Annotated in this window: 8 protein-coding genes and 1 tRNA gene; 4 read left to right on the top strand and 5 right to left on the bottom strand. The window is 59.2% G+C overall.

Annotated features, from left to right (window positions below; genetic code table 11):
- The first annotated feature begins 328 nt into the window (after positions 1 to 328).
- Positions 329 to 2497, top strand: a complete 2169-nt coding sequence (locus FIU93_RS01555) for an EAL domain-containing protein (RefSeq protein WP_152504663.1) — start codon at positions 329 to 331, stop codon at positions 2495 to 2497.
- 28 nt (positions 2498 to 2525) lie between these two features.
- Here the strand turns inward: FIU93_RS01555 and ftsH are convergent, their stop codons facing one another.
- The 5 genes from ftsH to FIU93_RS01530 form a co-directional block, all read right to left on the bottom strand.
- Positions 2526 to 4352 carry an ATP-dependent zinc metalloprotease FtsH gene (gene ftsH / locus FIU93_RS01550; protein WP_152504662.1) on the bottom strand — a complete coding sequence of 609 codons (1827 nt, stop codon included), beginning with the start codon at positions 4350 to 4352 and terminating at the stop codon, positions 2526 to 2528.
- Positions 4353 to 4446: 94 nt separating this feature from the next.
- Positions 4447 to 6135, bottom strand: coding sequence for an iron ABC transporter permease (locus FIU93_RS01545; protein WP_152504661.1), 1689 nt, complete (start codon positions 6133 to 6135; stop codon positions 4447 to 4449).
- Positions 6136 to 6454: 319 nt separating this feature from the next.
- Complete coding sequence (locus tag FIU93_RS01540; protein ID WP_023002175.1) at positions 6455 to 7498, bottom strand: Fe(3+) ABC transporter substrate-binding protein; 1044 nt, start codon at positions 7496 to 7498, stop codon at positions 6455 to 6457.
- Positions 7499 to 7767: 269 nt separating this feature from the next.
- On the bottom strand, positions 7768 to 8460 hold the full coding sequence (locus FIU93_RS01535) for a DUF4336 domain-containing protein (protein WP_152504660.1): 693 nt from the start codon (positions 8458 to 8460) through the stop codon (positions 7768 to 7770).
- 26 nt (positions 8461 to 8486) lie between these two features.
- Entirely contained in the window at positions 8487 to 13205 is a 4719-nt protein-coding gene (locus FIU93_RS01530; RefSeq protein WP_152504659.1) for an ATP-binding protein, read from the bottom strand.
- 261 nt (positions 13206 to 13466) lie between these two features.
- Between FIU93_RS01530 and FIU93_RS01525 the strand changes: the two genes are divergently transcribed.
- The 3 genes from FIU93_RS01525 to FIU93_RS01515 all read left to right on the top strand — a co-directional run bounded on the left by FIU93_RS01525 (position 13467) and on the right by FIU93_RS01515 (position 15041).
- The gene (locus tag FIU93_RS01525; protein ID WP_031269792.1) at positions 13467 to 13853 is read left to right on the top strand and encodes a phasin; all 387 of its coding nucleotides are present in this window, start codon (positions 13467 to 13469) and stop codon (positions 13851 to 13853) included.
- 366 nt (positions 13854 to 14219) lie between these two features.
- The gene (locus tag FIU93_RS01520; protein WP_023002171.1) at positions 14220 to 14738 is read left to right on the top strand and encodes a phasin; all 519 of its coding nucleotides are present in this window, start codon (positions 14220 to 14222) and stop codon (positions 14736 to 14738) included.
- A gap of 226 nt (positions 14739 to 14964) precedes the next feature.
- Positions 14965 to 15041, top strand: a tRNA-His gene (locus tag FIU93_RS01515).
- The last annotated feature ends 17 nt before the right edge of the window (positions 15042 to 15058 follow it).

Genomic DNA, 15058 nt, shown 5'->3' with positions numbered 1-15058 from the left:
CTTTTTTCGTGGTCGATCCAGCCAGCTCGTCGATTTTTTCAATAAAAACAGACTGTTTGAACGTGTCGCAGGCGCAATTTGTCCCGAATTGGAACCAATTCGTAGAATTGCCGAGGAAATTTCCAAATTCGTTAATAGATCGAATTGCGAATAACCCGCATAAATCAAGCATAGATAACCCGTTATCCTTTAAAAGCCGGGAAAGTCGATTTCCCGGCTAAAGAACAGATCAGTGTTTACGCGATCTGGTCACCCGCATTTACCTTCTTCAATCCACCTTCAAGACTTGTTCTGTATGGTGTTCAGGTATTCGCAAGGGGTGTTTGGCGTGCCTGGAACGCATGGGGCTGTCTCAAAGCTGATAAAAGTCCTGTCGACCTGGCTGCCCAGCCTGCGCACCCGCTTTGTCTTGCTGGTGGCCGGCCTGTTTCTGGCGCTCTCGGTCGTGATGATCATGGTGGCGAGCTACCTGGACCTGCGGGACGAGGAGCAAAGGGTGGTCTCGGACGCGCGAGCCATCGGGGCGACCGTCAGCCGACTGGCCGTACCGCATCTGACCAACCACCACTATCTGATCCTTGAACAGGAACTGGAAAGCATTGCAGGCAGCGGCGTGGTCGACCTGGCGCAAGTTCACGATCCCGCGCGTGCGGTCACTATCGACAGCGATCCGGACACGAGCTACTTCGACGAAATGGACCTGCATCCGCTGATCACGCTTTCGCTGCAAACCGGGCTCGATCAGATCCGCCAGACCGGAGACAGGATCGAAATAGCCTTGCCGGTGCGCGAGACGGCGGACAGTCCGGTTCTCGGGGTCGCGCTGGTGTCGGTCAAACGGCTTCAGGCCAACGGCATGCTGTTCGCCATCTGGGGACGGAACATCGTCATTACCCTGGTGCTCCTGATATTCTGTGTTCCGGTGACGTTTCATTTTGCGGAAAATTTCGTCCGGCCGATCAAGGCGCTGACCCAGACTGCCCACACGGTCAGTGCCGGCAATTTCGACGCGCCTTTCCCAGTCGAACGAACCGATGAGATCGGTGTTCTCGCCCGCGCCTATCGCGATATGGTCGGAACCATTCGGAACAACATGGCCCGCATTCACGAGCTTGCCTATGTGGATCCGGTCACGCGGTTGCCGAACCGGGAAAGCTTCCGTCAGCATTTCAATTCAAACATGCAGCTTGCGGACGGCACGCCGGTCCGGATGGCCGTTCTGTTTATTGACCTTGATCGCTTCAAACGGGTGAATGACAGCTACGGACACGATCATGGCGACGCACTGTTGAAGGAAGTGGCGGCGCGGCTGCAGCGCTTGCTGAGCACCTCGGACAAGGTAGCGGCAGGCAAGGCGGCTTTTTCACCACTTGTCGCCAGGCTTGGCGGCGATGAGTTTGCCATCGTCCTGCCGGCTGAAAAGCCCATGTCCAACGTCTACACACTCGCGGATCAACTGGTGCAATGCGTCGAGCAACCGCTGGAAATCAACGGTCTGACAATGGCCGTTGGGGCCAGCATCGGCGTCTCGACCTATCCGGATGACGGCGAGGACTACACCGCTATCCTGAAGAACGCGGACATTGCCATGTATGCGGCCAAGCGAACCGGCGGCAACCGTGCATGCTTCTTCAACGAGATCGAGCGCGATTCCCGCTCTCACGAACGCATCCGTCTGGAAGCGGAACTGAAACGGGCCCTTCTGGCGGACGAGATCACCATCGCCTTTCAGCCCAAGATCGACTGCGCCACGTTGAGGGTGGTTGGTGCCGAAGTGCTGGCCAGGTGGGACCATCCCGAACGTGGCCTGTTGGCACCGGGATGTTTCATCGATGTTGCAGAAGAAAGCGATCTGATCACGCGCCTGGGTGACAGGGTGCTGGAACTGGCCTGCCGACAGGGGCGGGTCTGGCTCGATCATGGCCAACGTCTGCCGCTGGCGGTGAATGTTTCCATTCGCCAGCTTGAAAAGCCGGGTTTCACCGCCCGCGTCCTCGATATTCTGGAAATCACGGGCTTTCCGGCCGAGCTGCTGCAACTCGAGGTGACGGAGACTGTTGCCATGGGGGATCCGGAGCGAATCTCGGAGGCGGCAATGCCGCTTCTGGAAGCCGGCATTACCTTTGCGATAGACGATTTCGGCACTGGCTATTCAAGTCTGGCGCATCTTCAGCGTCTGCCGTTCAACACCTTCAAGATCGACCGAAGCTTCATCAGTGGTCTCGCCGATGACCATCACAGCCGCTCGATCGTTCAGACCATTCTGGCAATGGCGAAAAGCCTCAATTATGAGGTTGTCGCCGAAGGCGTCGAAACGGAAGAACAACACGTTTTCCTGGCTGAGAACGGCTGCACGACTGCGCAAGGCTTCCTGTTCGCGCGGCCGATGCCGGTAGAACATTTCGAAGCCTGGTCGAAGGCATTTCTGATGGATGGCAACCATCCGCGCCTGGCCGCCGGAGCACAGCCGAAAGATGGCAGCACGTTCGCCGCGTGAGGCAATTCGACGTTGACACGAATCGGCCTTACTCCGCCGCCTCGGTCTTCCGGCGTTCGGCAAGGGGGCGGATTGCGGGGAAGTCCTGATCGGTCAGCGTTTCCTTTGCAAGCAGCAATGAAGCCCCTTCGTCCAGTTCGCCGCGATGGCTGTTCAGGAGCGCCTTGGCACGCTGGAAGGCAGTTTCCACCCTTTGCTTGATGGCAAGGTCGATCTCCCGCTGGGTCTGTTCTGAAACCTCGGCAACGTCTCCGGCAGGCTGGCCGAGAAAGTTCTGGCGCTGGGTGGAATAGGCGCGATTGCCAAGGTCGGGATCCATGCCGTATCGCATGACCATGTCGCGGGCGACTTCGGTCACTTTCTGCAGGTCGTCGGAAGCGCCGGTAGAGATCTCGTTGAAGACAATCTCCTCAGCCGCCCGGCCGCCCATCAGGACAGCCATGCGGTTTTCCAGGTCGAGAGAGGACAACAGGAAACGATCCTCGGTCGGCCGCTGCATCGTGTAGCCGAGCGCGCCGATGCCGCGCGGGATGATCGAGATCTTGTGCACCGGATCACAGCCTTCTAGGTTGGCGGCAACCAGGGCATGGCCCATTTCGTGGAAAGCGACGGTTTTTCGTTCCTTGTCCGACAGGATCCGGCTGCGCTTTTCCAGTCCCGCAATCACCCTCTCCACTGCCTCGTTGAAGTCCAGCAGGGTAACGGCATCCGCCTGCCGACGTGTTGCCAGGAGGGCCGCCTCGTTGACCAGCGTCGCAAGGTCGGCGCCGGAAAACCCTGCTGTCAGCTGGGCCACCTGATCGAGGTCGATATCTGCGGCCAGCTTGATCTTCTTCACGTGGACATCGAGGATCGCCCGCCGGCCGATCTTGTCCGGCCGGTCGACCAGAACCTGCCGGTCGAAGCGCCCGGCGCGCAGGAGGGCTGGATCGAGGATCTCCGGCCGGTTCGTCGCTGCCAGCAGGATGATGCCGCTGGACGGATCAAACCCGTCGAGCTCGGTCAAAAGCTGGTTGAGCGTCTGTTCTTTCTCGTCGTTGGTGCCCATCGGGCCGGCTGCACGCGCCCGGCCCAGTGCGTCCAGCTCGTCGATGAAGATGATGGCAGGAGCGGCCTTTCGGGCCTGCTCGAAGAGGTCTCGAACCCGCGCGGCGCCGACGCCGACGAACATCTCCACGAATTCGGAGCCGGAGATCGAGAAGAACGGCACACCGGCTTCACCGGCCACGGCGCGCGCCAGAAGCGTCTTGCCTGTGCCCGGAGGGCCAACCAGCAGGATGCCCTTGGGCACATGCGCCCCCAGACGGCCATAGGAAGCTGGTTCCTTCAGGAAATCGACAATCTCCTTCAGTTCCCGTTTGGCTTCATCCACTCCGGCGACATTCTGAAAAGTGACTTTCACGTCCTTTTCGACAAATACCTTCGCCTTTGACTTGCCGACCGTCATCATGCCGCCAAGACCCTGTTTTTCGGCAAACCGGCGGATGAAGAACATCCAGAGGCCGAACAGCAGCAGGACCGGCAGCACCCAGGAGAGGATGTCGCGAATGAAGGTGTTCTGGACGACGCCGGTGTATTTGACGTCGTACTTGCTGAGTTCGTCGGCGAGCGGAACCTCGACGCGCGTAGTGACGAAATACTGCTTGCCGTCCTTCAGTTCCGCCTTGAACTTGCCTTCGATGAAGTTCTCCTTGACGGCGATCTCCTCGATCTTTCCGTCCTTGAGGTACTGCTCGAACTGGCTGTAGGGGATCTGCTCGACGGTCTTGTAGGTGGTCCACCAGCTTTGGAACATCAGCACCAGCATCATGGCAATGAAGGCGTACCAAAGGTTTATCTGGTGTTTCTTTTCCATCGTGAAACTGTCCCGGCAATCGTCTGAACTATGCCGCCATTGACGCGGTTCGCCCGGAGGCTGTCAAGGCACGAGGTGGCATGGCTGCCCTGGTTCAGACGACCGGCTCGAGTTGCCGCTTGGACGTTTGCGTGCGGAAGGACGAGGCGCTGGAACGGGCGAGGTAGATGACCGGGATGAGGCCGACCAGAACGATGGCAAGCGAGGGCAGGGCCGCTTCGCCAAAGGCTTCGCGCGAGGCGGCCTCGAACACGGTCGTTGCCAGGGTTTCGAAATTGAACGGACGCAGGAGAACCGTTGCCGGCAGCTCTTTCATGCAATCGACGAAGCTGAGCAGGGCTGCGGACAACAGCACCGGCTTCAGGATCGGCAGGTGGATCTGCGTCAGGGTCTGACCGCTGTTGCGGCCAAGCGTGCGCGCCGCCATGTCGAGATGAGGTGTGATCCGGCCGAAGCCACCTTCGACCTGGCCGTAAGAAACTGCAAGGAAGCGAACCACATAGGCAAACACCAGGCCGGTGCCGCTCCCCAGCAATAGCAGGCCGGTGTTGATACCGAACCAGGCTTCCATGCGGGCATCCAGGAAATTGTCGAAGCCGGCCAACGGCACCAGAATGCCGATGGCGAGAACGGTGCCCGGAATGGCGTAACCGATCGAGGCAAGCCGGACGGCAAACTTCAATGGACCCCTGGGGTTGAGACGCAGAGCATAGGCCAGGGCAACGGAAATGAGCACGGTGATCAGCGCTGCAATGGCAGCGAGGCTGAGGCTGTTCCAGACAGCATCCAGAAAACCGCTGTCCCAAAAACCTTCCAGGCGCCGGCTGGCCAGGTCTGCAAGCAGCAGGCCAGGAACCACAAAGCCGACAAAGACCGGCGTCAGGCATAACAGCAACGCAAGCGCAGCCTGCCAGCGTCCAAGTTCGAAGCGTGTCGGTGGCCGGTGCTTGGAGCCACCGCCGCTGTCGAAGCGCTGTTTGCGCCGCCCGAACCGTTCCAGCCACAATAGCAGGAACACCATAACCAGCATGGCAAGCGCGAGCTGGGCTGCGCCACCGAGGCTGGAACGGTGCAGCCAGGTGTCATAGACGGAAAAGGTCAGGGTCTTCACGCCGAAGAATGTCACCGCGCCGATATCGTTGAGGCACTCCATCAAGGCAAGCGAAATGCCGATGACGATGGCAGGGCGTGCCAATGGCAGGGCGACACGAAAGAACAGCCCGTAAGGCGAAGCGCCAAGGGTACGCGAGACATCCAGCGTCGAGGCGGACTGGATCAGAAAGCTCGCCCGGGTCGTCAGATAGACATAAGGGTAAAGCACCGCCCCCATGACGAATATGGCGCCGCCCAGTGAGCGAATTTCGGGAAACCAGTAGTCTCTGGACGTCTTGAAACCGAAAAGCGTGCGGATCAGGCTCTGGACCGGCCCGGTATAATCGAGCACTTCGACATAGGCGAAGGCGACGATATAGGTCGGCACCGCAAGGGGCACCAGAAGAGCCCAGTCGAGGACCTTTCTTCCCGGGAAATTGCACATCGTCACGAGCCAGGCCGTGGCAACGCCGGTGATGCCTGTGGTCAGGCCGACCCCGAGCATCAGCAAAACCGTCGTCTGCAGGGAGCCGGGCAGAACCGTTGTCAGAAGATGGCCCCAGACTTCGCCCGTCGGCGTCAGCGCGATCCACACGATCGCCGCCAGTGGCAACAGCACCAGCGTGGCAATCGCCAGCGATGCAATTTGCCAGAAACGGTCAGCAAAAGTGAGGGTGGGCGTGCGCAGCAAGGCCTGTCATTTCTTTGAGAATGGTTCGCAGGAAGCTCTATAGGCAAAACCCGGAAAATGCAAAAGCCAAGAGATCCCGAGGCGTGACCTGAATTTTTGCGGTGGTTTTCTTTTCGTCATGCCATGGCCCGACCATGGCATCCATGCCGTTGAGGATCGGATCGACGTCACCTCTGAATTTCGTCGACAGGGAACGGCTTGGATTGCCGGATCAAGTCCGGCAATGACGGGCCCCAGAATAGTTTGAAAGTCCGCCTTCCTTGCTCTCAACAGAAAAGCGCCGCAAAATGCGGCGCCCGTCTTTTTTGTCGATATGACCTCAGGAGGCCGGGCCGTCATCAAAGCCGACTTCGTCGATCAGCTCGCTGGCGGTCTTGCGGTTCTTGGCAATGTCGGCAAGTGACAGGGTGTCTTTCTTGAACTCGCCCCAGCTTGCAACGCGCTCGGAAACCGCGACGCCCGGCTTGACCGGATATTCATGGTTGGTTTCGGCGTAGATCTGCTGCGCTTCATCGGAAGACAGGAACTCGATCAGCTTGACCGCATTGTCCTGGTTCGGTGCGTTCTTCGTCAGGATGACGCCGGCAACGTTCACGTGGCTGCCACGGTCGTCGGTGTTCGGGAACAGGATGCGGACGCTGTCGGCCCAGGTCTGCTGTTCCGGTTCCTTCTCGTTGGTCTGCATCAGGCCCATGTAATAGGTGTTGCCGAGTGCGATGTCGCATTCGCCGGCGAAGATGGCCTTGACCTGGGCGCGGTCGTTGCCGGCAGGCTTGCGGGCAAGGTTGTCGCGAACGCCTTCAAGCCACTTTTCGGTTTCTTCCGCACCATGGTGGGCGACCATCGAGGCAACCAGTCCGACGGTGTACACATGCTGACCGGAGCGGGTGCACAGGCGGCCCTTCCACTTCGGATCGGCAAGTTCCTCATAGGTGATGCTGTCCTGGTCGACGCGTTCCTTGGAAGCGTAGATCACGCGGGCACGGTTGGTCAGGCCGATCCAGTGGCCTTCCGGGTCGCGGAATTCTGCCGGAACGTTTGCATTGACGATTTCAGAAACAACCGGCTGTGAAATGCCGAGCTGCTTGGCACCGTCCAGGCGCCCGATGTCGACGGTCAAGAGAACGTCGGCCGGAGAGTTGGCGCCTTCAGCCGCAATACGCTCGCCCAGGCCTTCAGCCGCAAAGACCACGTTGGTCTTGATGCCGGTTTCCTTGGTGAATGCGTCGAGCAGCGGCTCGATGAGGTAAGGCTGACGATAGGAGTAGATGTTCACTTCCCCGTCGGCAAATGCGGGTACAGCGGTAAGGGTTGCCGAAGACAGCAGGGCAGCGCCTGCCAGGATGCGGAAAGTGGAATTCATGTAACTCTCCCGTTGATATGGTTCTTGTTGCTCGGACGCAGGGTCCGAAGCTTGCCGGGAATATGTCGTTAGCAGGGCTTCAAGTCAATAAATCTAGCAAAATCAATACTTTAGAATGGTTCAAAACTAACTGGAGGATTGCATTCCACTATTTTGCCGAAAACCGGTGAGAATACAGGAGTTTAAGACTCGACTTTAGGTCTGATGGTCATTGAAGCTTGCTTTGAAAGGCTGATCACGAACGCGTTATCGGCTGGCGTGAAAAACTGTCACACCCAGGCAAGCGCCTGCCGCAGGAAGGCTGTGCCATTGCCTGGCTGCCAGACGCCATGCGCCATGATCACCCTTTCCGGTGACCAGGCAAGGATCCTGTCCCGGCAGCTTCGAGCCTTTCGGCGGTCGAAAAAGCTCAGCCGCCATTCCAGGGGCGCATAGCCCTTGCCTTCGACAATACCCCATAGACCGGCAATCCAGCGCTGCCAGGGTTTCCAGTGCCGGTGCAAAAAACCTTCCGAGAAATGCTCGCTGAGATCTGCCAGGATGACGGTTGCCGAGGGCCGGTGCAGAAACACCAACTCGTCCATCACCGGAGAACCGGAAAAGCGCACCATGTCGATGACGCCTTCGAATGCATCTGGCACCGCCTCGTCCAGCGCCGGTTCGAAGGCGAGGTCCGTACGCTTGGCAATGGTGCTCTGAGGTCCCCAGAGCCTGGCCTCCGGCCAGGCCGCCTTCCAGTCCTGCAGAAAGAGATGGTGGATCTTGTTGGGACTGACGAGATGTGTCGGGGTTCCCAGGGCATCGATCTGCTGCCGGACCGCCGGCGTCAAGGCGATGGGTGACCAGACCCACAGCTTGCCGGACGGCAGGCGAATGATCACACATCGGGTCGGGTAACAAAATCCGTAGAAGGAGACAGTGTCCCCTTCAAGGATCCAGATATTGCTGTCGACTTCAACCAAGGCGCTCTCCTGTCCGGAGCCCGGCATTACTCCGAAAGCACCCGCTGTGTCGGGAAGATGATTTCCACCAGGGTGCCCTGATCCGGCGTGGAATCGATATGGAAGCTGGCCCGGTTGGCTTCCACCAGTGCCTTGGTCAGCGGCAGGCCAAGCCCGGTTCCACCGCCGCGGCTGGAGGTATGCAGCTGCCGGAACGGTTCAAGCGCCGCTGCCAGCTGCTTGGCTGTCATGCCGGTGCCGGTATCGCGAACCCGCAGCGCGACTTCGCCGTTGCTTTCCAGCGCTGTCGACAGGATCACCTGCCCACCGGACTTGTTGTATTTGATCGCATTGGACAGAAGGTTCAGCACGATCTGGCGCAGCGAGCGCGGATCTGCCACGACATCCGGCACGGATTCCGGCAGGCTGGCACGGATGATGACACGCTCCCGGTTGGCCTGTGGCTGCATCAGGGCAACGCATTCGTTGATGACGTCGTTGGTCGAGACGGCGGAGAACTTCAAATCCAGCTTGCCCGCCTCGATCTTGGACAGGTCCAGGAGATCGTTGATCAGGCTCATGATGTGCGAGCCGGATGTGCGGATATCCTTGAGATAGTCCTTGTAGCGGTCATTGCCGATCGGGCCGAAGCGCTCTTCCATCATGACTTCCGAAAAGCCGATGATCGCGTTCAGCGGGGTGCGGATTTCGTGGCTGATCTTCGCCAGGAAATCGGACTTCTGAGAGCTGGCGTTTTCAGCCTGGCGCTTGGCCTGGGTCAGCTCTTCTTCTGCCGTCTTCCATTGGGTGATGTCGCGCAGCACCGCACAGTATTTGACGTCGTCCTTGTTGCCGCTGATCCGGCCGATGGTCATGAACAGCGGGATGAGCCCGCCGGTCGGAACCTTGCCGAGCACTTCGCGGCCATCGTTCAGGATCGAGGCAACGCCGTTGCGCGACAATCCGTCCAGGTAGTCGGCCGCCGCCCGGTGGCTTTCGGGTGCCAGGAAATCCGTGAAGGGCGCTCCGATCATGTCGGACCGGTTGGCGCTGAAAAGCGCCTCCGCGGAGCCGTTCACTTTCAGGATCGTGCCGTTCTGATCAAGCACGAGAACGCCGTCGGTCGCCGTTTCCAGAATGGTGTCCATCTCGGCGATCTGGTTTCGCGCGCTATCAAGTTCCGAGCGGACTTCCGCAAAGAAGTTCGGCGAAGACGGAGCAGCGGTCGCAGGTGTCGGCTTGGCCTTGCGTTCGGTGATGGAAATCATCAGACCGCGCGTGCCGTTCCACGGAACGGAATGCATATGAGCATCGACGTTGAGGACACCGCCATCCGACAGGCGCATCTTCATGGTCTCGTCGACTTCACCATCCATGCCTTCGGCGTCCGGCAGCTCTTCCGCATCGTCGATGAAGAGTGCTTCCAGGCCGCCAGCCTCGGAGAGCGCGGTGATCGACTTGTAGCCAAGCATGCTCAGCAGCGCCTTGTTGGCATAGAGAACTTCCCGGTCATGGGCAATGGCGATGCCGATGGGCAGGCGGTCCAGGAGGCTCGGGTCGATAGGGCCGGCTTCCGGAACTTCGGGCGGCAGCTCTTCGACCGGTTCCACCGGATCGGGCGCATCGAAATCTTCAAGGTCGCCCTCCAGCCGTGCTCCAAGGGCTTCGGCGATCTTGCGGAAGGCCTGACGTTCGGGCCGGGAAAGACCGGAGGTATCCACCGGAACAACGCGCGGTTTCACCGTTGCGAGCGGGATGACCTGGCCTGTCGGTTTCGGTTCGGCCGGCTCGTCGGCGTCGGCGGTTTCGGCAGCCTTGTCCTCGCTCTCGAAGGCAGCGGTTTCTTCGAAGAACTCGCGCTCTTCAGCCGCATCGTCCGTTTCCAATGACGCAGCCACGGCTTCGATCTCGCGGTCTTCCTCCTCAACAAGATCGAAATGGGTGTCTTCAAAGGCAGGCTCGGGCTCGAACAGATCTTCGTCGCCAGCCGAAGCCTCATCGGTTCCCGTTTGCTGGTCCTCGTCACTTTCGGCAGTTGCGACGGCTGTGGACGACATGTCGTCGTCTTCCGGGGCCGTGGGGTCTTCTTCTTCCTCAAAGAGGTCGCGAGACTTCTTTTCCGCTTCTTTGTAAGCCTTGGCGAGCGACTTGACCGCGCTTTCGATTTCAGCCGGTTTCAGCGCCGCTGGCCCGGAGATACCGGTTGGTTCGGCACTCGCTGGAGTGGGCACTGCAACGGCTGTGGTGGTGTCCCCTGTCTCTTCACCGGTCAGCTCGTCGCTCGCAGCATCGGTTTCGCTGTCGGCGTCCGCTTCGTTTTCTTCTGCCAGCTCAGTGTCGTCATCATCGATAGCGGTGTCTTCGCTCGACGTGTCGCTGACCTCGTCTTCAGGGTCTTCGTCATCAGCTACTGCATCGGCGTCATCGACGACTGTTTCCGGCGCATCGCCCGTTTCGTCGGTTGCAGTTCCGGTGTCCTCAGTGCTTGCGCCGTCTTCAGGAACGGTTTCATCACTGCCGGAGACGGGCTGGTCTTCGGCAGTCTCCGGGACGTCGCTTTCCTCTGGAAGAGCTTCGTCTTCCGGTGCATCTTGCAGACCGGATTCCAGGGCCTTGAACTTGCTGTCGAGAGCTGCGCCGGGCAGATCGTCGAAATCCTTGTCGGCATCCGGGGCAACGTCCTCCGGAGACGTGTCGGTTTCAAGGTGTCGGGTATCCGCCTTGGCGGGCTCGTCTGCCTTTACTGGTGGGTCTGCCGGGCGCTGCGGGGCCTTGCCGGTGAACTTTGCCAGGGAGCCGACGAGAGCAGCCGCACTTGCGCCAAGAAAGGTCTTGCCCGCGAAAGAATCCGGTTTTGCCGGCTTCAATTCCGCAAGCTTGGCTGCTGCCTCCGCGGTTGCCTGCTGCTCTGCTGCGTCTGGTGAACCAGCTTCATCGGTACCAACCTCACCAGTCGATGTATCTGTCGTTTTATCACCTGTTTCAGAGAGGACATTTTCATGTCCGTTGTCATCGCCCACGGTGACAATGTCGTCTTCCACCTCTGGCGCCACGGGCACGTCGGCAGCTTTGGCACCGGGTGCGTCTTCCTGCAGCGTTTTTGCGGCGTGGGTGGCTTCGTCTTCCGCAAGTGTGTCGCGTCCGGTTTCGTCTCTGTCAGTGTCAATGTCAGTGTCGGATGCCCCGACAACGGCCAGCGTCGGGCCGGAGGGCTGGCTGCCATGCTCCGGCACGGCATCCGCGGTCCGGCAAACTCCGAAGCCGCGATAGCCTTCGAATTTCCGGTTCCGGTCAAAGGCGGGCAGGGCGGCCATGTCGACAGGTACGCGCAAGTCCGCACCGGAAACCGGCCAGTCGATTGTCTTTCCGCTCCAGGTGTCGCGTCGGTCGAGTGCCCGCGCAATATGGCCACGGGGATCGAGATCGAAGGCGTCGGACACTTCCTTCCAGGTCAGACCGATAATGTCGGTCGAGGAAGGGCCAAGAACTTCGGCAAACTCGTCGGACAGAAAGGTGAAGCGCTGGTCGATGTCCATCTTCCAGGCAAAGCGCACAGGTCTGCGCCGTGGCTGAAAGACAAAGCCGTCCCCACCTTCCGTCGCAGCGTCGTCAGAGGTGTCTTCGGCCACGACTTTGGCGGTCGTCTCCTCAAGGACACTTTCCTCGAGGTCGAGTTCTTCGAGGCCGTCGTCCTCTTCAGCATCGGCCGAGACGTCTTCTGCCGTCTCGCCATCGTCGTCTTCAATCTCTTCCAGGTCGGACAACGCGGCTTCAAGGTCTGCCTCTCCGGCATCCATCGGGGAGATGTCGTCTGAGGTGACAACACCAGCGGCAATGGATTGCTCACTGGCATCCAGGTCGTCGAGGTCTTCCTCAACAGTTGCTTCAACGGGTGGGGCAGGGGCGGCCTGCGTTGCGGCCATATCGTCAGCGGTTTCAAACTCGTCTTCGTCGGCCCGTACCCAACCGGCGTCGTCCTCACCGGTCTGGGAAACTGTTTCCTCGTCCGCGGACGAAGTGTCAGCGGCAACTGCAGCTCCGGCGGCAACGCCTGCGGCCAGCAGCCCGGCTTCAATTGCTGAGGCGTCCGCTTCTTGCGCGCTTTCAGAGCTGTCTTCCCCGGCTTCAGTGCCGGGATCCGCCAGAGGCAGGTTTTCCAGGACCACCAGCTTCTGGCGGTCCGTCACCTTCAGTACAACGCCCTCATGGAAGTCACCATCGAGTTCCAGAGGACCGAAAAGCGCCGTCTGCCCGTCCGGCAGGTCAAGGTCTTCCGGCGTTCCCTTCAGTTCGCCAAAGCAGCCTTCCACCGCACCGGCATCCGTCACGAACACGGTGGCATCATCGGCACGCAACATCTGTGCAAAAGCCGGCACCGGGTCCTTCGTCATGGAAAGCCCCTTGTCACCGCACACAATCAGGGCAGCGGCTTCACCGTTTTCCAGCTCGATACGCATGCACTGACAGGTCAGCAGCATGACCCTGAGACCCCGGTAAAACCGCAGCCGGTCGATGCTGAACTTGTCTGTAGGGCCGGATTCGGCAATGCGGGCGATATGCGGACGGGCGGGTGAGCGCTCGAGCGACGTCAGGTTGGCCAGGTCGGCTACGGACTGTGCGGAGAAAAAGGAAGCACCGGCAGCATTCGCCCATAGAATACGTGCCCCGTCGGCCGACCAGAGCCAGGCTGCCCTTTTGTCGGCGACAAGCTGAACCAGATCATCCATGGCAGTCAGTTCCAGGAATGATAGGGTTTGTTCGTCCATGGCTCTGCTCCAAACTGGTCTGCAACACCGGTTGACGGGTGCGTGGCGGCCGGATTTGCCCAAAGTGGTAAACACTCCGTTAATACAAGCAATCTCCAACACAGTCCACGTAAAGCAAGGTTGCTAAAGGGGTTACATGAAGGCGTGGTTAATCCGACCGGACAAGTTTGCCGGAATGCCATCGTCGTGTTACGAATTTTTGGCATGGAAGGATTTCAGGATACCCGCCTGACATCTTTCGTCGACCTGAGGAGCGCCGACATGAGCACAGACAAGACCGGTTTTGAAATTCCCGACCAGATGCGCGATTTCGCGGAAAAGAGCGTCGACCAGGCCCGCAAGGCCTTTGACGACTTCATGGGCGCGACCCACAAGGCTGTCAGCAATGCGGAAGACAGCGCGAATGCGGTTCAGGCCGGTGCTGCGGATGTGAACAAGAAGGCGCTGAACTATGCCGAAGAGCATGTCGACGCGGCTTTCAAGTTTGCGCAGGAACTGGTCAAGGCGCAAAATGTCGAGGACATGATGAAGCTGCAGCAGGACTATCTGCGCCGGCAGATGGAATCCCTCGGCGAACAGGCGCGCGAGTTTTCCAACTCGGCAACGAAGGCCGTTCAGGACGCGGCCAAGGCCACCCAGAAAAAATAATCCGGCCGGCATTTTTCCTTGCGCAGGGCGCCAGAGCCCCGCGCAAGGTGTCACAAGTGTTTCATTGAATATTTCCTGCTTTGGTTGTAATGTTTTTCCGGTCCTGATTGCCTGTTTTCGTCTTCCCTTGTCCAGCCAATGGCTTACCGACAAAGGGCTGCAGTCCGCTCCGCTTTTTGCAGAACGGAACAGACGAAACACCAGAAATCCCCGACGGCAAGTTTGTTGTGCAGTGCAAAAAAATGTTGCAATGCAGCACGGCATGCACTATGTAGTGTTTGCGGATGACGACAGGGTCCGCCGGCACACGTATCGGCGGAATGAACTTGCACCAATGATCGCATCCGGACTCAAGGAGATGAGATCATGACTGACACCACAACCACTGCTCCGGCAAAGCCGGCGCCGAAAGCTCGCACCACCAAAGCCAAAACCGCTGCTGCTGGTGTAGCTTTCCCTGACTTCGAGGCTTTTGCTATGCCGAAAATGGAAGTTCCGGCCATGTTCCGTGAAGCAACCGAAAAAGGCATCGAGAACGCTCGCGAAGCCTATGCAAAAGTGAAAAACGCTGCTGAAGACGCAACCGACCTGATGGAAGACACTTTCGAGACTTCCCGCCAGGGCGTTGTCGAATTCAACCACAAGGCCGTTGATGCTGCCAAAGCCAACGCCGACGCAACTTTCACTTTCGTGAAGGACATCATGTCTGCGAAGAGCCTGGCTGAAGCTATCGAGCTGCAGTCCACGTTTGCTCGCCAGCAGTTTGACGCTCTGAGCGCCCAGTCCAAGGAAATGCACGAACTGGCTACCAAGCTCGGTACCGACGTTTCCGCACCGGTCAAGGAAGCGTTCGAGAAGTCCTTCAAGGACATCAAGGTCAACTAATCCGGCATCCTGCCGTCCGCAGTCACCTGATTGCGGTTCGGCAGAGCCATGCCGATGACATCGGCAAACGGTTGTTATGCCCGGGGCAACGCTCCGGGCATTTGCTTTTCAACAGCTCGAAAATTTCCGCAAATTCCCGCTTGCGGGTTGGAAAAAACGAGTTTAGAAGACGCCCTTGCAAATGGCGGCACGGGTCAGTATGGTCCGCGTCACCTCACGCCTTTAAGCAGACGTAGCTCAGTTGGTTAGAGCGTCGGATTGTGGCTCCGAAGGTCGGTGGTTCGAATCCACTCGTCTGTACCATTTCTCTTTCTATCTTC

Source organism: Labrenzia sp. THAF35 (genome assembly GCF_009363595.1).
Lineage (GTDB): Bacteria > Pseudomonadota > Alphaproteobacteria > Rhizobiales > Stappiaceae > Roseibium > Roseibium algicola.
This window is presented reverse-complemented; position numbering and strand designations above follow the sequence as displayed.